A 20,022-nucleotide genomic window follows, 5' to 3' on the forward strand; every position below is an offset into this window, starting at 1 on the left:
CATACTTGATACATCATATATCGTTCATTTATTATGGCTATCATTCTACATATTGAAACATCTACACAAGCCTGTTCGTGTGCCTTGTCGCGCGACGGCGCGGTAATCGTGAACCGGGAAGAGTTTGAAGGACAAAAGCATGCGGCCTTGCTGGGTGTTTTCGTGGAAGATATCATGACCTATGCCCGCGAAAAGCAGTTGACCGTCGATGCGGTGGCGGTAAGCAGCGGCCCGGGGTCGTATACGGGCTTGCGTATCGGCGTATCGGAGGCCAAAGGACTGAGTTACGGGCTGAATGTGCCGCTTATCGCCGTTCCTACGCATCTCCTCATGGCTTCGCAGGTGCAAAGGCGTGTGGAGAAGGATGCCTTGCTGTGTCCGATGATCGATGCGCGCCGCATGGAAGTGTATGCCGCTTTTTTCGACACGTTGTTGAACATGGTGCGCCCTACGGCGGCCGATATTGTGACCGCCGATAGTTACGCCGAACTGTTGGAACAACACACCGTTTATTTTTTCGGAAACGGAGCCGATAAATGCAGACAGATCCTCACCCATCCGCATGCCGTATTTATTCCGTCGGTTTATCCGCTCGCATCGGGGATGGTGGCTTTGGCCGAAAAAGCGTATGCCGCCCGCGATTTTGTCGATACGGCCTATTTCGAACCTTTTTACCTCAAGGAGTTTGTGGCCACCGTCGCTAAAAATAAAGTTATTCCCGGTTAATCCTTCCGGAAGAGCGATCCATTCCTTTGCCGATTCTTCCGGCGATATTCTTTTAAGCAACCTTTGTATTCAATTTCATAACTCAAGTTTCGCAAGGAACTTTAAGAAATTACAAATTACGAATTACAAATTACGAATTACGAATTACACACTAAGAACAGTAAGGAGTAAGAAGTTAAGAAGTAAACACTAACTGTAAACTTTCAGGCGAAATAACTTGCGAAACTTGAATTAATAATAATTGTTTTGGACCCTCTGAAAATTTCAGAAAGGCCAAAACAACTGTCGGGAAGCTTGTGAAAATTTCAGAAGCTCCGATTCACTTGTCGTGGCGGTTCTGAAAATTTCAGAAGCCCCGATTCACTTGTCGTGGTGGTTCTGAAAATTTCACAACCACCAATTCACTTGTCGTGGTGGTTCTGAAAATTTCACAACCACCAATTCACTTGTCGCGGCCCCTTTGAAAATTTCACAACCGGCAAAACCATCGTAGCAGGGTTTGTGAAATTTTCACAAGCCTTCCGCCACATTGTTATCGCCATAAATAACTACTTTCTGATATAAAAATCATTATTTTTCGGTATTGCGGGCTTTTGCAAGAGCGCGTACATTTGTAGCGGAATTGCAAAGTGGGTTTGAAGGCAGAGTTGAAAGGCTTTGGAAGTCGTGAAAAGCCCGCTCATTATAATTAATGATATAGTTATTAATAAAAAAGATGAAGAAAATAAAGATGATGATAGCCGCTCTGCTCTGTGGAATAGCAGCGTTTACGGCATGCGACAAGGGAGAAGACCCTATTGTGGAAGAGGGCATAAAGATAGAAGGCAAATGGACGATAAAAGAGATTAATTTTACGTCGAATGTGAAGCAATGGGGAAGTAATTGGGTTGAAAATCAATATGAGTTAATTCCTTGGGCGCCATCAATGTTTGGAAGTCTCTCAGGGGTAGAATTTACGAATCAGGATTACATCGATTCCAAAACCGGAATATCGGGGAAAGTGTACAAGCAATATAACAAGAGTTTCGGCAATTCAGGTACGATCTATTATGTGTGGAATTACTCAAGCGACGGTAAGGGCTTTAGCGTAAAACAGTTTAATGAGTCGATGCCCCCGTTCGATTTTTCGCTGACCGAAACCTCCTCCTTGAAAGAGGCGACTATCGACGGTAAGCGTTCGTTGGAATTTACGACCACCGTTCAAAGTCTTGATCAGGCTAAAAAGGACGTACCTTATACCGATCCGTTTGGACGCCCGAAAGTAACGGCTACCGCTACCTTTACACTCGTTGAAGCTACGGGTGAAATCGATACGAATATCACGCCGGCGTTGAAATTGAACGGGCAAGAGTTAATCGTTCCCGAAGTATTCACACCCACAGTGACAAATGAAAATATAGCCGGTAAGGCATGGTTGCTGAAAAACGGTTCGAAACTATATGATCCCAGCATTAAGGATTCGCAAGATCCGAAGTATGAATTTGCCAAACTGATGACGCTTCATTTTTATAAAGAAGATTCGGTGAAGATACGGTATTCTTTCCCTATGGGAATTGTCGGCACAAAACAAGCTTTGCGTAGTTTTGACGAAAAAACGTCGCTTTTCAGTTATGTCAAAGAGGCCGGGGCGATGGCAAGCAATACCCAGAAATTTGTCTGGAAAGCATCGTATGCGTTAGAAGACGATACCCAGTATCTGGTGCTCGATTTGCAGGAGGTCATCGATAAGTACAAAACAGAAAACGAAGCCAAACTCGATTTAAGTTCGGTGGATCAAGCGCTTTTCAAACGGCAGTTTGTCTCCGTTAAACCGGAAGAAGTGGGAGATAAGAGCGAAAAAGTGAACAAAGACAACTACACGATCTTTAAATAATTTATATTACAAAGGAGTATATCCGGAGGACGTCATTCGCACGATCATAAAACAATTGCTATCACGGAAATTTTTCAGCCAACTCAATTTCCATTTTAGATCAAGGGTTTTACAGCAAAGTCACTTTTGCCATAATGAAGTCATTTATATGTCGGCGGATCACGGTTATTGAGTACAAGCAGCGCAATTGCCTTATTGCCCTTTTGTCAAAAACAGAATGGAGCTGTTTTGGCGGAATATCGCGATAAGATGCAATGCACGGATGTACATCATCAATCAATAACACCAGCCGGATATGCTCCTTTCCTTTTTGCATCGGTTCAGAATGAAATATATATCTCTCTTCTTGCTTTTTATTTTTTCCGCGACGGTGTACTCGCAAGACAAACCTCCCGGTATAAAAGATACGGTGTTGTTGAACGAGGTCACTGTAAGCGCTCCGAATAAAACGGAACGGTTGCGGTTGAATCCGATCAAATCGGAAGTGATCGATGTGACGCAGTCGCTCGATAAAGCTACGAATATTCAGAATTTATTGAACAATAGTCCGGGGGTGCGGTTGCGCAACACGGGAGCTTTAGGCGCCACGACCGATGTCATCATCAATGGTTTCAGCGGCCGCTCCGTGAAATTGATGCGTGACGGCATTCCGTTGGATTATCTGGGCTCCGGCTTCGGGATCTCGAAGATTCCCGTCAATTCCCTCGAACGTATCGAAGTCTATAAAGGTGTTTTGCCGGCCGAAATCGGGATAGATGCATTGGGCGGAGCGATTAATTTGGTCAGCCGGCAGTTTTATCGGTCGGAATGGCAGGTTTCTTTCGAACGCGGCTCGTTTAACACGAATATCGCGACGATAAACGGCTTGCACCGCTTGAATAACCGTTTGTCGGTCGGCGTGTATGCGTTCGGAAATTATTCCGACAACGATTATACCGCAAAAGGACTGCCATATCTCGACGAGTCGACCGGGCAAAATACGTACATCGACGCGCGTCTTTTCCATAACGCCTTCAAACAATATTTTGCCGAAGCCTTCCTGAATATAGACAATGTCCGTTGGGCCGACCTGTTGCAGTTCCGGCTGACAAGCCTGGCGTTGCATCAACAAATACAAAACGACTTTACCACGCGCGACCGTGCCTTCGGCGCCGTGTACCGCACGGAAAAGGCGCCGCTCATCCCTTCGGTAACCTACAAAAAGGCTTTTGCCGGAGGAAAAATAAATACGACACAGTTCGCCGTCTACAGCCGTATCAACACTTTGTTTGTCGATACGCTGAAGAATACCTGGTACGATTGGAAAGGTGCGGCGCATCCTACGGTATCCGGGTCGGAAATAGGCAGCGCCTACACGTCGCATCCTTCAAAGAACGGTGTAGAGTCGGATTTCTCCAACTTTATTTATCGCGGATGGGTGTCGTACCGTCCCGTTTCGTCGCATGCCTTCACCTTTAATATAGTCGAAAACCATCTGGTCAACACGCGCGATGATGAGGCTGATCCGTTGCAGAAAAAATCCATCCTCTATAATCGCCTGATTGTAGGAGTGGGGTATGAAGGCCGATTTTTCCGCGATCGCCTGAGTACCATTGCGCAGGTGAAGTCGCTGTCGTATCACACCGATGGCGAAACAACCGATTATGTGACGCTGGAGAAGAGGAAGCGTTCGGTGACGAAGCAGGGATGGAGTTTTTCGTTATCGGCCAGATATGATATCGCCCCCCGTTTATTGGTTCGTGCCTCGTTTGAAAATACCTTCCGCCTTCCCGACCAGGAAGAAATATTCGGCGATAATACATTTGTCGTGCCCAATGCGGATTTGTCGCCCGAAAGAAGCGTGAACTATAATATCGGGCTGAAATTTTATAAAAACAACACGTACAATTTCGAGGTGAATTCCTATTTCCGCAACACGCGCGATCTGATCAAACTCAAAGAGCTCAATCAGTATCAGGGAATGTTTCTGAATCTCGAGAAAGTAAAAGGATACGGAATCGAGTTCGATGGGTATTATACATTCTTCGACCGGTTGAAAGTGATGGGGAACGTCACGTATAATGAATTCCGTTACAACGGGTCGATCGACGAGATTAACGATGTGCATTACCAGGATGCAAGGATCAGCAACATGCCGTTTTATTACGGAAACCTCGGCGCGGAATATGTGTGGAAAGAGTTGTTCGGCAAAGAGAATAAGTTGAAAGCTTACTGGAATTATTCGTATGTCCATCAATATTATCTCGATTTCATTGAGCGGCAATTCGAACCCGATGGATTTTTGGGGCTGTTCGGCAAAACGCAAATCTACACCGACCGGGTGATTCCCGTGCAGCAGCATCATACGGTCGGCGCTACATTCGATATGGGCGTGTCGGGCAACGACCGCGTAACGTTTGGCCTCGAAGTCCGGAATCTGTTCAACGCCGATATCTACAATAATTTTAAAATACAGAGTCCCGGAAGAAGTTTTTGGGCGAAAGTAGTGTATTTGATAAAATAGAGGCTGGAGACATTCGACAATTACGAATTACGAATTACAAATTACGAATTACAAATTACAAATTACAAATTACGAATGAAGCCTAAAGACCGGTGACCGGTGACCGGAGACAATTACGAATTACAAATTACGAATGACAAATGAAGTCAAAAGTCTGGAGACTAGTGACCGGAGACTGGAGACAATTACAAATTACAAATGAAGTCTAAAGACTGGTGACTAATGGCGACTGAAGACCGGCGACTAAAGACTAAAGACAATGAGTACAATAAAATATCTTTCTTTTTTATGGTTGGGGGCGCTTTTATTCGGCGCCTGCACCATCGAAAATCTGGAGCGAGAGAATGTTCCTCGAGAAGATTTCTCTTCTTATAATTATGTATTGGCAATCGAAGAAGCTTCGAATGTCGATATCACCCGTTTTTTTACGTTCGAAATGAATACGGTCCGGCAAAATACGGCTCCTTACGATTTGCTTCAGGAAGATGCGTTATTCACGAATTCCGATCCGTCGGTTTCTTCCGGACATCATTCCTTCGGGAGATATTTCTTTTCCATGGCAAAGGATAAGAAAGGCTATTCCTCTACGCCTGGTATTTTCCGGCTGACGATGAACGCCGACAACCGGATCTTTATCGATCAAAGTCTCAATTTGCGAAAGAACAATTTGTTCCCGACCAAAAAGATGTGTATCGTCAATAATAACACAGGCTTTTATTATAATGAAGGATTAGCTCCGCAACGTATTTATCAGTTTAATCCCTCTACGATGGTCATGACCGATGCCTTCGACCTTCGCGAAGCGATCGAAGCATTTCGCCCCCATGCACAATGGGTGGATGAGAGCGGAAACAATATGGTGCGCACCGGTTCGCTGGTGTTGGAAGAAAAAGAGGGCAAACTGTATGTAAGCGTGGTATTCCTCGAAAAAGCCGCTTTCAACATTATTGCCGATGATGAAACGCATTTCTATCTCGCCGTCATCGATATCGAGTCGCGGCAAGTGGAGAAGATTATCCGTTATCCCGACACGAAAACGGTCGGATTCTTTGTTAGCGAAAACAATCCCACAACCAAAGACGAGGACGGTAATTTGTATTTTTGTTCCTGGGGATGGAATCAGTTCGGTACGCCCAATCCTTCGAAAATCTTCCGCATCAAAAGCGGTGAAACCGATTTCGACCGTGACTGGGAGTTTAATGTGGAAAAGCATTTCGGGCAGGGACGCATTGCCCAATCCATCATCAGTTATAATAATAAAGTGTATTTACATATTTCCGTAGGGCCGTATGGATTTTCGGAAAGCGATACGCCCGGCGGTATTCGTATGGCGTATTACGAACTGAATCCCGCCGATTTGTCGATCCGCAAACTCGATATTCCGGAATCCGACACTTCCTCCCGAATGAATGTCTTTAACCTCGTCGATGATAAACTGTATATCTGTGTCCCGAACAGCGATGCGTCCCGCTTCAACGGCTTGTATTCGGTTGATCGTTCGGGCAATGCGGTACAGGAATTGTCGTTGGAGAATAAATACAGGCCGACAAGACTTTATAAACTGACTAATTAATTTGCCGTATGAATAAAAAAGGAAAATATCTGTTATGGATAGCGGTGGCTGCTATTGCCGTTGCCGCGGGATGGATCGTTTGGAATAAAACAGCCTCCCCTACAAAAATAGCGTTGGTGAATTTTCAACCTTTCCAGGTCTCGAATATGGCGTTATCGAACGATGACCCGTTTATCCGTTATGCGTCTTTGGCGACGGAAGAGGTGGATAAGTGGAAGGACTATGATTTGGTGTTGGGCTTCGGTATGGGTTTAAAACTATCGGCCGAACAGCGGGGGCATATCCAAAAGCTTATCGATAAAGGACTGCCGGTATACATTTTTGCGGCTACGAGCCCGGAGAATCATATCAATAGTCTCGATAGTGTCGATTTGGAACAGATTTCGGGCTATTTGAATAACGGCAATAAAAACAATTACCGCAATTTTGCGCGATATGTCCGTAAGCATATCGATAAGAAATCGTTTTTTGTAACGCCTCCCGAGCCGGTTGCGGAGAGTATCGAAGATGCCTTTTTCCATCTCGATGAGGAGGTCTCGTTTACTTCTGCGGGCGATTATGAAACCTATCTGAAGAAGTTGGGGCAGTATAAGGACGGAGCCGGTAAGGTGGCGGTCATCGCGGGTATTCACGACCCTTTCAGCGGAAACAAGGAGCATTTGGACAGCCTGATCGTTTCGCTGCAAAATGCGGGATTGAATGTGTATCCCGTCTCTTCCATGACCAAGCGCATCGAGTTTCTGGATCAGATCCATCCCGATGCGGTGGTTTATTTTCCCCACGGCCGTCTCTTGATGGGACAACCCGATAAAACGGTTGAATGGTTGCAAGCTCGCAATATACCGGTTTTTACTCCTTTAACCATTTTACAGTTGCGCGAGGATTGGATGAAAGATCCTATGGGAATGTTCGGGGGATTCATGGGGCAGAGCGTGGTGATGCCGGAATTGGACGGAGCGATCTATCCTTACACGTTGGTCGCGCAGGAAAAAAACAGCGACGGAGTGTATCTGTTCCGGACCATTCCCGACCGCTTGCGGAGTTTTGCGCAAATTGTGAAGAACGTCCTTTCTCTGAAGCATAAAAAGAATGCCGAGAAAAAGGTTGCCATTTATTATTTTAAAGGCGCCGGACAGGAAACGTTGGCGGCTCAGGGGTTGGAGACGATTCCCTCTCTTTATAATTTATTGAAACGACTGAAAGCCGAAGGATATACGGTCGATCGCTTGCCTGCAACGGTAAAAGAGTTTGAAGCCTTATTGATGAAACAGGGGTCGGTGCTGAGCACGTATGCCGAAGGGGCGTTCGACGAATTCCTGAAAAACGGGAATCCGCAACTCGTCGGTAAAGAAGAATATGAGGAATGGGTGCGCAGGTCTTTGTCCCCCGAATCCTATAAAGCCGTGACGGATGTGTACGGCGAAGCTCCCGGGGCGTATATGGCGCTGAACAAAGACGGAAAAGAGTATTTGGCTGTTGCGCGCGTTCAATTCGGAAATGTCGTCTTGCTGCCTCAACCGATGGCGGCTTTGGGCGACGACAGTTTTGCCATCGTACACGGTGCGAAATCGCCGCCTCCCCATACGTATATCGGTTCGTATTTATGGACGCAATACGGTTTCGGAGCCGATGCACTCATCCATTTCGGCACGCATGGAAGTCTCGAGTTTACGCCGCAGAAGCAGGTCGCATTAAGCAGTAACGATTGGGCCGACCGTCTGGTGGGAACCATCCCTCACTTCTATTATTACACCATCGGCAATGTCGGCGAAAGTATGATCGCCAAACGGCGTTCGTATGCAACAACGGTTTCGTATCTTACGCCGGCTTTTATGGAAAGCAATACCCGTTCGCAGTTCAACGCATTGCAGGACAAGATTCGCGACTACTATAACGCCGAGGAATCCCGGCAGCCGGCAGCGTCGGTGGCGGTAAAAAAAATTGCGGTACAGATGGGAATTCATCGCGACCTGCGGCTCGACAGTCTTTTGTCGAAGCCCTATACGGAGGAGGAAATAGAACGTATCGACAATTATGCCGAGGAAATCGCGAATGAGAAGATGAACGGGCAATTGTATGTTTCCGGCGTTCCTTATTCTCCTGAAAAGATAAAGTCGACGGTATTGGCGATGAGCCCCGATCCGATTGCGTACAGCCTTGCTTCGCTCGATAAACAACGGGGCAAGATTACCGATAAGCAGCTCCAAAGCAAGCCGTTCTTTACGCGGCGCTATCTGGAGCCGGCAAAGACTCTTGTCCATCAGGTGCTGGCAGGAAAGCCCGCCGACGAACAACTCGTTTGCCGCATTGCCGGCATTACCTCGCAGGAGTTGGAAGAATCGAGGGCGGCTTTGTCTCCGGTCAAACGAGGCATGCCGGGAAGGGCGCAACATAAGCCCGAAAAGAAGGAGTATACGAAAGAACAAAAAGAACATGCGCGGGCGGTGTTGGAGATAGAGCGTACGATCCGCAATATTACCCGTTACGAGCAAGCTCTGCGCGAAAGTCCGGAACTCGAATTCAAGGCATTGATAAATGCTTTGTCGGGAGGATATACGGCCCCTTCTTCGGGGGGCGATGCGGTAGCGAATCCTTCGGCCGTGCCTACAGGGCGCAACCTGTATTCGATCAATGCGGAATCGACGCCTTCGGAACTCGCATGGGACCGCGGAGTGGTTTTAGTGAATACGACGCTCGAAGCATATAAAAAGCAGCATGGCGAGTATCCCCGTAAAATCAGTTATACCTTTTGGAGCAGTGAGTTTATCGAGACGGAAGGAACGTCCATCGCCCAGGTATTGTATATGCTCGGGGTGGAGCCGATTCGCGATACGTACGGCCGGGTAACCGAGCTGCGCCTTATCCCGGCGAAAGAGCTCGGGCGTCCGCGTATCGATGTCGTTGTACAGACTTCGGGGCAGTTCCGCGATTTGGCGGCTTCGCGCCTGATGCTTATTTCGAAAGCCGTAGAGATGGCGGCCGCGGCAAAAGACGACGGATATGACAATCTGGTTTCCGCCAGTACGGTCGAAATCGAACGCCTGCTGGTCGAACAGGGCGTAGCGCCGAAAGATGCCCGTGAAATGTCCACACAACGTGTTTTCGGGGGAATTAATGGGATGTACGGCACGGGAATACAGGAAATGATTACCGCCGGCGACCGTTGGGAAGATGAGAAGGAAGTGGCCGACACGTATATTCATAATATGGGAGCCGCATACGGCAGCGACAAAAACTGGGGACAGTTCAACGAGGGATTGCTCCGTGCCGCGCTTCACAATACGGATGTAGTGGTTCAACCGCGTCAAAACAATACATGGGGGCCGTTGAGCCTCGACCACGTGTATGAGTTTATGGGAGGAATTAATCTGGCGGTTCGCAGCGTTACGGGAAAAGATCCCGATGCGTATCTGGCGGATTATCGCAATCATAACAACATGAAAATGCAGGAGCTGAAAGAAGCCATCGGCGTTGAATCGCGCGCTACGGTACTCAATCCGTCTTACGTCAGGGAAGTCATGTCGGGAGGCGCCGAAAGCGCGGCCAAAATCACGGAAGTGGTAACCAATACCTACGGCTGGAACGTAACGAAGCCGGATGTGATAGACAATGAATTATGGGACGAGTTGTACAGTATGTATGTGGAAGATACCCGGAATTTGGGAACGAAGGAATTCTTCCGTCGCGAAAATCCGGGAGCATTGCAGGAGATTACCGCTGTGATGATGGAGACGGCCCGTAAGGGTATGTGGAAAGCGACCGATCGTCAATTAACCAATATCGCCGGTTTGCATTCGCAGTTGGTAAAAGAATACGGTTCGACCGGCAGCGGATTTGCCGGCGGAAACGCCAAACTTCAGGATTTCATCGCCGGGAAGCTTTCCGCGCAGGATGCGCAGGCGTACAACCGGCAGATAACCGCGATGAACACAGCGGCTTCCTCCTCGCAATCCGGTCAATCGGGGATGGTCCTTCAAAAACAACAAGTGCAGCAGGGCGATGATGCCGGAGAGACAAAATCGTTGAACAGTATATGGATTGTTTTAGCTGTTTTGATTATCTTTACAGCCCTTTTGGTGATTCTTCGGAAAAAAAGAAGAAAATAGGGCATGGATATATACATCATCATTTGTCATTAGTAATTAGTATTTAGTATTTTGTCATTTGTAATTCGTCATTAATTTGGAGTTCCTCATACACATATTACTATTGTTTATAGTCATCAATACGGTCTTGAAGCTCAGCTTTTGGAAATGGTGGCAGGCAGGTCTTTTTTCATTCGTCTGCGGCCTGTTTATCATAGCTATGTATCCCTATTCCATCCTGCAATCCAAGACCCAATTGCACGATTATTTGTCCGATATACCTGTTTTGCAGAATATGGCCGTATTGGTGACGATTGAATCGGCTATCTGTTTCGCTTTCTGCTATGCCGCCTTATCTGCCGGGGAGCGATTAACCGGTGGGGGGGCTCCGGGCCACGCCCCCGGCAAGGGGAGGAAATGGTATAAACGTTTGTTGTACTGGTATCCGAGTTTGCTTATTTTCCCCGTATTGTTTTATCTGCTTACCCAAGCGATATTCAGTTTTTCGGGGATGAGTTTCTCGCTTACGGCGTATGTATTGGCCGGCGCGGTGGTTGTTTTGCTGCCGTTACTGAGTTATGTGTTGAATTATTTTTTCCCTGAAAAAGAATTCCGTTTGGAGATTCATTTTATTACCAGCTTGTTCGTCGCTATTCTTGGGTTGCTGACGACGGTCGATACCCGCATGACGTATGGGGTGGCCCAAGAACCGCTTAATTTGAAAGCCATAGGCGTATCAGTAGGGCTCATCGTTACAGGATTCCTGCTCGGTTGGGCATGGGATAAAATGAAATGGAGAATCAGGCGGAAAAGAAATAAATAATGCCCGTTTAATTGTTCGAAAGCGGTTTAACAGGTAAAAAATAAAAACAGGTTCGCTATCCGTCAGACCGCAGGACGCCGTCAGACGGCGGAGAATCAATGATATAATAATTTAAAATAATGGAAATAATTTCAAAAGCGCTTTTTTGGGTGGCAAACAGCCTGCTCATCCCGGATATCATCATTCTTTTATATCTTTTTGCCCGGTCGTTGTTATTGATTGGCAGTTTTTACAATCAATTCATGACCAAGCGGGCGAATGATAAGGCGTTGGCGCATCGTATCGCCGATTTATCTCCGGCGACGGTCGATGAACTCCGAAATGCGTTGCCCGAACGCGATAATGCTTTGTTTGTGGCGTATCTGCGCAAGATGTTGGAGAAACCGGTCGATCAGGATTATGCCGATTTCCTCCTTTCGTGTCTCGAAAACGATGCACAGAAGGATATTTCGCTTTCCAAGATGTTAGCCAAATTGGGCCCCGTATTAGGGTTGATAGGAACATTAGTTGCTATGAGTCCTGCATTGGTCGGGCTTTCTACGGGCGATATTGCGGGCATGGCATACAATATGCAAGTGGTGTTTGCCACCACCGTAGTAGGATTGGTGATTAGCGCCGTGGGGTTGGTAACTTTGCAATACAAACAGCGGTGGTATTCGAGGGATGTGAGTAATTTGGACTATGTGGCGAGTGTTGTCACACTAAATAAAGCAGAGCAATGAGAAGAAGACAACGGCGTGTCAGTAAGTTTTCGCAAGAAGAGGATACCGATCCTCTGAGCGTGGTCGTCAATTTGTTTGATGTGGCGATGGTGTTTGCCGTGGCGTTGATGGTGGCGATGGTTATGCATTTGAATATGACGGAGGTGTTTACGCAGGAAGATTTTACGGTGGTCAAGAATCCCGGCAAGGAAAATATGGAGATTATCACGAAAGAGGGGAATAAAATTAATAAATATACTCCTTCGGGACAACAGTCGGATGGGAAAAAGGGCCGGCGGGTAGGCATTGCTTATGAACTGGAAAACGGCGAAATCATTTATGTGCCCGAATAGCGCTTTACCGGCGTGTCGGTAAAGCGTTTTAATGTGTACAAGAAGGTTGCCGGGGGCGAGGCGCCGTAATAAAATATGCTTAACACAATGTCTTTTCAACAAAAAAAACATTGTTTTGTTTAATTAACATAGAAATAGCCGATTTATTCGTTATTTTGCTGCTAAAATTATTAAACAAGCATGGGGAAGATTATAGCGTTAGCAAATCAAAAAGGCGGAGTGGGCAAAACGACCACTTCCATCAATTTGGCGGCCTCCTTGGCTGCCTTGGATAAACGGGTGTTGGTGGTCGATGCCGACCCTCAGGCAAATGCTTCATCCGGTTTAGGCATTAATATCAGAGAGACCAAGAAAACGGTTTACGAGGGACTCATTGGAGAATGTACTTCGGAGGAGGCGATTCATCCGACTCCTTTTGATAAAATCGATATCATTTCTTCGCATATTAACTTGGTCGGCGCGGAGCTTGAAATGGTACAGATGGATAACAGGGAGAAGAAAATGCGCGATTTACTGCATCCGGTCAAGGATATTTATGATTATATTTTGATTGATTGTTCTCCCTCGCTGGGAATTATCACCGTGAATGCTCTTACCGCTGCCGACTCGGTCTTAATTCCTGTACAATGCGAGTATTTTGCGCTCGAAGGGTTAAGCAAATTGCTCAACACCATTAAAATCATCAAGTCAAAATTAAATCCTACCTTAGAAATCGAAGGATTTGTCCTGACAATGTATGATGCCCGGTTACGACTACACAATCAAATTTATGAGGAAGTAAAATATCATTTCAAAGAACTTGTTTTTGACACCGTTATTCAGCGGAATATCACCCTCAGCGAATCTCAAAGTCACGCAAAACCGGCTTTGATGTACGACCCGGGATCCCGCGGGGCAATGAATCATATACAACTGGCGCAAGAACTAATCAAAAAAAATTCCTAACTTTGTGTTTCTTTACAGATAGAATATGGCTAAAAAAAATGCATTGGGAAGAGGGTTGGATGCGCTGATTACGTTTAATGACACCGAAACGCAAGGCTCTTCCTCCATTAACGAGGTGGAACTATCGAAGATCGTGAGAAATCCCGATCAGCCGCGGCGGGATTTTGACGAAGAATCGTTGGCCGAACTGGCGGTTTCGATCAAAAAGATCGGGGTGATTCAACCCGTTACGTTGCGCAAAGTCGACGATGATGCTTATCAGATCATTGCCGGCGAGCGGCGTTACCGGGCGTCTCTGCTGGCCGGACTGGAAACCATTCCGGCGTACATTAAATCGGTCGAAGATGACGACGTTATTGAAATGGCGCTCGTTGAAAACATTCAACGCGAAGACTTGAACGCGATAGAAATCGCGTTGGCTTATCAAAACTTAATCGATACGTTTTCCCTTACGCAGGAGCAGCTTAGCGAACGGGTGGGTAAGAAGCGCGTTACCATTACCAATTATTTGCGGTTGTTGAAGCTGCCTGCTGAAGTTCAGATGGGGGTTAAAGATAAGAAAATCGATATGGGGCATGCTCGTGCATTAGTGACGATGAATGATCCGGTAGCGCAGTTATCCCTCTATAATCTGATTTTACAAGAGAGTTTATCCGTACGGAAGGTGGAAAATATTGTACGGGAATTCGGAGAAGAAAAAGCGAAGGGAGGTTCCGATAAGAGTAAAAAGAAAACGCAGGCACAAAACTCGGTCTCTTCATTATCGGAAGATTTCGCCTCGTTGAAAGAGCATCTGTCTGATTATTTCAAGACGGATGTGCAATTTAATTGTAATAAGCAAGGAAAGGGTAAAATCACCATTCCCTTTCAGTCTCCCCGTGAACTGGAACGGATTATCGGGATATTCGATCAAATAAAAAAGTAATCCCAACGATTATAATGAGAAGGAGATGGTTTGTCGGAGTTGTGTTTTGCTTGTTGCTGGGAAGTGCGCAGGCGCAGGAAGTTATTGATGCGCAGGATCCCGACTCGTTGCGTAATGGCGCGACGGACTCTGTCGGATTGGTGCTGTCTGATTCTGTCATGGTTGGCGCACAACCGCCTTCTTCAGGCATTTTACCGTCCGATACGTTAGGCGCTTTTTCAGATAGTGTTCTGCAAGCAACCCCTCCTTCTGTTTTGAAAATAGAAGAGAAGCAATTTAAGCCCGATCCTACCAGAGCGGTGATTTACTCGGCTGTTTTTCCCGGACTCGGGCAGATTTACAATCGGAAGTATTGGAAATTGCCTATTATCTATGGTGGATTTGTCGGTTTCTCGTATGCGATTTCGTGGAATAATCGTTACTTTAAAAATTATTTTAATGCTTATCGGGATATTATCGACGATAATGAGCAAACGAATAGTTGGCACGATTTTATTCCTTACGGACAAACACCCGAAACGGTCGATGTGAACTCTCTAAAAGAAAGATTGGAAAGCCGGAAAGATTACTACCGGTATTACAGGGACTTTAGTATCATATTAACGGTCGCCTGGTATTTGCTGGGCATGGTAGATGCGTATGTCGATGCGCAGCTTTTTGAGTTCGATATCTCTCCTAATCTTTCGATCAATATACAGCCTGCGATAATGCGCGATAGTTATACCAACTATCTGGCGCAGGGATATGGCTTGCAGTGGAGTGTAAGCTTTTGATAGTTTTTCCGGGACAAACGCGGCCCGGGAACATTTTTTTATTAAAAAGGAAGTTCGTATGAAAAAAATAATTTTTTTCGCGTTGATAGGCGCATTTGTTTCAAATCTTGCGTTGTATTCTCAAAAGAATACGTCGTCGGCCCAAACGGTCGTAAAAGATTCTTCGCTCATTTATCCTGAAAGTATGACGGAGCAGTTAAGTTCGTTACTGCATGATTGGCAACTCGATTTTTCGTCTTCCGATACACCTTGTAAGAATGGGAATAATGTGTTTTTCCCCGATAGTATATATGCCAAGCGGCTATATTCCATGCCCTCCGAAATGGAGCTTTCCTATAATCATGTGGTGAAATCGTATATCGATATGTATGCGGGGCGTAAACGAGAGCTGGTCAGTTATATGCTAACCTTAGGCGAATATTATTTCCCGATGTTCGAAGAAGCTTTGGATAAGCAAGGGTTACCGCTTGAGTTGAAATATCTTCCGGTAATCGAATCGGCATTGAATCCCGTGGCTGTTTCGCGTGCGGGAGCTACAGGCCTTTGGCAATTTATGCTCCGCACGGGAAAAGGATATGATTTGGAGGTGAACAGTTTGGTCGATGAGCGTCGCGATCCCTATAAAGCTACTCAGGCGGCCGTTCTCTTTCTACGGGATTTATATAAAATTTATGGCGATTGGAACTTGGTGATAGCGGCTTATAATTGTGGCCCGGGAAATGTTAATAAGGCCATTGCACGTAGTGGGGGAAAACGCGATTATTGGGAAATCTATTATTATTTACCGAGTGAAACAAGGGGCTATGTTCCGGCTTTTATCGCGGCGAATTATATTATGAATCATTATGTGTATCATCAGATTTGTCCGGCCAGCGTTTACTCTTCCATGAGTGCGCTCGATACGGTGCATGTTGCCGAACAAATACATTTCGATCAAATCGCTCAATCATTAGATATTCCGATGGGGGAAATCAGGCGGCTCAATCCTCAATTCAAAAAAGATATTATTCCCGGCAATCACCGCCCCTATGCTTTAGTCTTGCCGACCAATAAAATGTTTGCCTTTATCGATAAAAAAGAAGAGATCCTCAATTATAAAAAATCGACTTATCTTACCCACCGTATCAATACCGACCAATATCTGACTGAAAGTACCACGGCGACAAGCGGGCATACGGCGAATATCTATTATCGGGTGAGAAAAGGGGATAATCTGTCGAAAATAGCGAAAAAAAACGGGGTCACAATCGCTCAGTTAAAATCTTGGAACCGTCTCCGATCCAGTAAAATAGGTGTTGGAAAAAAATTGGTTGTCAAAAAGAAGAAAGTCGTGCCGCCGCCTACTCCCGAACGCCAAGAAACCATTGTTTATAATCGTCCCGATTCCACGACAACCCCGGACAGTACTATTATTTCCGGTTATCTTGATGAGCAGATAGAGAAAATGGAAGAATCGCAGCGTCATAAAGACGACAGCGAACAAACCGACCTGACAGGCTCTCCCGTAACACGCAACTGATCTGATCATCTTACCAGTATTTTTACGGCGGGCGGATTGCCTTCTGTCGTTTTTACTTTTACGATGTAAACGCCTTTGGGCAGATGGGCGCTCGAAAAAGAGGCCCGGCTGATACTGTTCTCGAGAATTTCTTGATGAATAAGTTGTCCGGAAACGTAAAATATCTCCCACGATATAAGATCGCGGTTCGTTTCGGCGATAATCCTGCCTACTTTCGCATCGTGATATACTTTCAAGCTAAATGTTTCTTTTTCCGGATCGACTTTCACCGAACCGTTCCCCACCACATACGGAGCGATAAGGAAGGACGTATTGATAGGCTTTTCCAGATTTTCGGAAGAACGCACCCATCCCGTTGAATTTTTCATCCACGCGGTCGAAGAACTTTCCGATCCGATTTTACGCGGTTCGACATTCAGTACCGAAAATCCCGATAATGAATTGTTTAAATCGATATAAGAGATATAAAACTTGCCTGTAACGGATATGGGCCGACGAAACTCGATGTAGTTCTCCGAATTGTAATTCATATCGCGTGTATCCGTTTGAAATGCATCGGCATCATAATAGGCGAAAGAGTTGTTGTATAATTCTTCGTATATCTGATTTTCAGGCGAATTGTCGCCGGTATATATCCGTATCCGCAATCGTAGGCCTCTTGTATCGGATACGGCGGCGGAGGCGATAAATACTCCCTTTAATTCGGTACGATCGGCGGCATAAAACTCTTCTGCAAATTCGGAGTATCCGAAAGAGTTATTCGTTTTAAATAAAGGAACGCCATTGTAGACCGTCTGCACGGGAGTTTCATTTATATCGAAGTTCTGACTTCGGGTAAGAGGGGCATCGGAATAGGGATTGTAACTGTCTATCTGCGATAATTGAGAGCCTTCCGGATTGAGATAATATTGTAATGAATTCGGATTATCTAATGATTCGGTAACTTGCCATGCTTTGTAGAGCGAAGCATACAAATCCGGTCCTTTGGGTGATGAACACATCGATTCTCCACCGGTAAGCGTACCCACGATCCGTTTGTTTTTATCCAATAAAGGGGAGCCCGATGAACCGCCTTCGGTCGCTGCCGTCTCCCAGTTTCGAACCACCCAATGGGCGTTCCTTTCCATATTATATTCCTTGTGAGTGAAGGTGCCTGTCGACAAGCGATCTTCCTCTATGGCTACCTTTTGTATGCCTCCGTTAGGATGATGAATCCCGTGGAAAGGAGCCGAAGGCGATGAATTTACATTCCACCCCAAATAATAAGGCTGGTATTCTTTAGGCGGCGTTTCGTTTAGCCTCAGTAAAGAAATATCATGCTTTTCATTAATAAGGATGGAGTCGGCCGAAGCTACGGTCATTTGTACAGGGCCTCTGACATCTTTAGGGATAACCGGCGACTTATAATTGAAAAAAGCGACAATGCTCCCCGCTACGACATCATATCGACGATTGGCGAGAAAAGATGCGTTATAGTCGTCGTTCAAACAATGTGTTGCCGTTAACAGATAGGGTGTGCCGTCATTTAAAGAATTATTTACAAGAACACCCGTACAATAAGTCGTTCCGTTGATGATGAGCGCTACGACGCCGCTGCCGGGAGTCACGTCTTCCGGATAAGATAATACATTCGGATGGCATGATTGCAGCGGATCTCTTGGTTCGGTACTTCTAAAGATACCGGTATAATCGTGATTGACTTCTCCTATTTCTATCTGTCCTTTTACAGGAGAATTTTTCGGTTCTTGATATTCGACAATGAGTTCGTCCCCTCCGATGGGTTGGATCGGCAATAATCCGTGGTCGGAGTTGTTTTGATGGGTATACGAACCGAGTATTTCGGTTTGTTCGGCATTATAGACAAAAACCTTTGCCCCTTCCGGCAAGGAAAATTTGCTAAAGAGGATATTGAGCGAATACGCTCCTTTCGACCGTACCCCCACTCGCCATACGTTCATGTTATCGGATGTTGTAAACGTAATCCCTGAATTATCGGGCCGTAAATGAACGTGAAACTTATGAGCGAACGTCAGGCTCTTAAACGCACCTTTTTCTGCGGTGGATCGCCATAACTCTTTATTTGCATTAAACTCCGGCATATCGACAAACAACGCATTGGAGGTTATCCTGCTTCGTGCATTCATTCCCGCCTCTAATGGCAGCGGAGAGCCTCCGTAGCTGATTTGCGCCTCCAGCGCGAAAGGAAAGAAACAGATGAGTAGAAAAAGCTGTTTTCTCAAAACATCTATTGAAAAATATCGAAGAGTCATTGTTGCATTTTATTCTACTATTTTTATGCTTGGCACAATCAAGCCTTCTTGCTTCTGCCATCGCGTAAGGAAATAGTTCTTATTTCTGTTAAAAAGAATGTTGTTGCAAATTTAAGATGTTTTTAATAATTAGGATTACTTTTGCAGGGAATAATTCAAAAAGGTATGTTTCTTTTGCAACAACACTTAAAAGATCTTCTTGATTATAAAGCGGAAGTTTATAATACGCCTTTGTTTATCGAGAATGATCCGATTAGCATTCCCCATCGTTTCACCCGAAAGCAAGATATCGAAATTATGGGCTTTTTCGCCGCGATGTTGGCTTGGGGACAACGAAAAACGATTATTGCCAAATGCTCCGATTTAATAAACCGTTTTGGGAATGAGCCGTATGAGTTTATCCTCCATCATTCTTCCGAAGATTTAAAAGGCTTATTGGGTTTTAAACATCGTACGTTTAACGATACCGACTTGTTGTATTTTGTTCATTTTTTGCATCAACATTATTCTCATCACGAGAGTTTGGAACAAGCATTTGCCGGCGATGCGGGCTTCTTGGATATGGAAAACTCGTTGATCCGGTTTGAAAAATCTTTTTTTGACGATCCCGATGCCCCTATCCGTACCCGAAAACACATCGCCACCCCTGCGCGACAGTCTGCCTGTAAGCGCTTGAATATGTTCCTTCGGTGGATGGTGCGGTCGGATAACAGAGGCGTTGATTTCGGAATTTGGAAGAAGATAAATCCCTCCGCCCTCATCTGCCCGATTGATGTACATGTCGAAAGGACCGCCCGTCACTTTGGTTTATTGGCCCGTAAGCAAATCGATTGGAAAGCTGCGATGGAGTTAACCCGAAATCTTCGCCTTCTGGATCCGCGTGATCCGGTAAAATATGATTTCGCGTTATTCGGCTTGTCTATCGAAAAAGAACTCTATGGGTTGTAGATAGA

General features: G+C 45.7%; 14 protein-coding genes. 13 read left to right on the top strand and 1 reads right to left on the bottom strand.

Annotated elements, in window-relative coordinates; translation table 11 throughout:
• Positions 1–33: 33 nt before the first annotated feature.
• The 12 genes from tsaB to ABNK31_RS17615 all read left to right on the top strand — a co-directional run bounded on the left by tsaB (position 34) and on the right by ABNK31_RS17615 (position 16,799).
• Complete coding sequence (gene tsaB, locus ABNK31_RS17560) at positions 34–726, top strand: tRNA (adenosine(37)-N6)-threonylcarbamoyltransferase complex dimerization subunit type 1 TsaB (RefSeq protein ID WP_418893715.1); 693 nt, start codon at positions 34–36, stop codon at positions 724–726.
• A 715-nt stretch (positions 727–1,441) separates the two neighbouring features.
• Positions 1,442–2,599, top strand: coding sequence for a hypothetical protein (locus ABNK31_RS17565; protein WP_418893716.1), 1,158 nt, complete (start codon positions 1,442–1,444; stop codon positions 2,597–2,599).
• A 325-nt stretch (positions 2,600–2,924) separates the two neighbouring features.
• Positions 2,925–5,102 (top strand): TonB-dependent receptor plug domain-containing protein, encoded by a 2,178-nt coding sequence (locus ABNK31_RS17570; RefSeq protein ID WP_418893717.1) that lies wholly within the window; start codon positions 2,925–2,927, stop codon positions 5,100–5,102.
• Between the two features lie 259 nt (positions 5,103–5,361).
• Complete coding sequence (locus tag ABNK31_RS17575) at positions 5,362–6,675, top strand: hypothetical protein (protein ID WP_418893718.1); 1,314 nt, start codon at positions 5,362–5,364, stop codon at positions 6,673–6,675.
• Between the two features lie 8 nt (positions 6,676–6,683).
• Complete coding sequence (locus ABNK31_RS17580; protein ID WP_418893719.1) at positions 6,684–10,781, top strand: cobaltochelatase subunit CobN; 4,098 nt, start codon at positions 6,684–6,686, stop codon at positions 10,779–10,781.
• A 103-nt stretch (positions 10,782–10,884) separates the two neighbouring features.
• Positions 10,885–11,583, top strand: a complete 699-nt coding sequence (locus tag ABNK31_RS17585) for a hypothetical protein (RefSeq protein WP_418893720.1) — start codon at positions 10,885–10,887, stop codon at positions 11,581–11,583.
• A gap of 119 nt (positions 11,584–11,702) precedes the next feature.
• A complete protein-coding gene (locus ABNK31_RS17590) occupies positions 11,703–12,305 on the top strand; it encodes a MotA/TolQ/ExbB proton channel family protein (RefSeq protein WP_418893721.1) in 603 nt (200 codons plus the stop codon).
• Positions 12,302–12,637, top strand: a complete 336-nt coding sequence (locus ABNK31_RS17595) for a DUF2149 domain-containing protein (RefSeq protein WP_418893722.1) — start codon at positions 12,302–12,304, stop codon at positions 12,635–12,637. The genes ABNK31_RS17590 and ABNK31_RS17595 overlap by 4 nt, the downstream gene beginning before the upstream one ends.
• Positions 12,638–12,817: 180 nt before the next feature.
• Positions 12,818–13,582 (top strand): ParA family protein, encoded by a 765-nt coding sequence (locus tag ABNK31_RS17600; RefSeq protein ID WP_418893723.1) that lies wholly within the window; start codon positions 12,818–12,820, stop codon positions 13,580–13,582.
• 25 nt (positions 13,583–13,607) lie between these two features.
• A complete protein-coding gene (locus ABNK31_RS17605; protein ID WP_418893724.1) occupies positions 13,608–14,507 on the top strand; it encodes a ParB/RepB/Spo0J family partition protein in 900 nt (299 codons plus the stop codon).
• A 14-nt stretch (positions 14,508–14,521) separates the two neighbouring features.
• Positions 14,522–15,280, top strand: coding sequence for a DUF5683 domain-containing protein (locus ABNK31_RS17610; protein WP_418893725.1), 759 nt, complete (start codon positions 14,522–14,524; stop codon positions 15,278–15,280).
• 58 nt (positions 15,281–15,338) lie between these two features.
• A complete protein-coding gene (locus ABNK31_RS17615; RefSeq protein WP_418893726.1) occupies positions 15,339–16,799 on the top strand; it encodes a transglycosylase SLT domain-containing protein in 1,461 nt (486 codons plus the stop codon).
• Positions 16,800–16,804: 5 nt separating this feature from the next.
• On the opposite strand, the gene ABNK31_RS17620 is transcribed toward ABNK31_RS17615, so the two are convergent.
• Positions 16,805–19,069: a trypsin-like peptidase domain-containing protein gene (locus ABNK31_RS17620; protein WP_418893727.1), complete on the bottom strand. Its 2,265-nt coding sequence runs from the start codon at positions 19,067–19,069 to the stop codon at positions 16,805–16,807.
• A gap of 165 nt (positions 19,070–19,234) precedes the next feature.
• Between ABNK31_RS17620 and ABNK31_RS17625 the strand changes: the two genes are divergently transcribed.
• Entirely contained in the window at positions 19,235–20,017 is a 783-nt protein-coding gene (locus tag ABNK31_RS17625) for a TIGR02757 family protein (RefSeq protein ID WP_418893728.1), read from the top strand.
• The last annotated feature ends 5 nt before the right edge of the window (positions 20,018–20,022 follow it).

The organism is Limibacterium fermenti, assembly GCF_041902845.1.
Classification (GTDB): Bacteria; Bacteroidota; Bacteroidia; order Bacteroidales; family Dysgonomonadaceae; genus Limibacterium; species Limibacterium fermenti.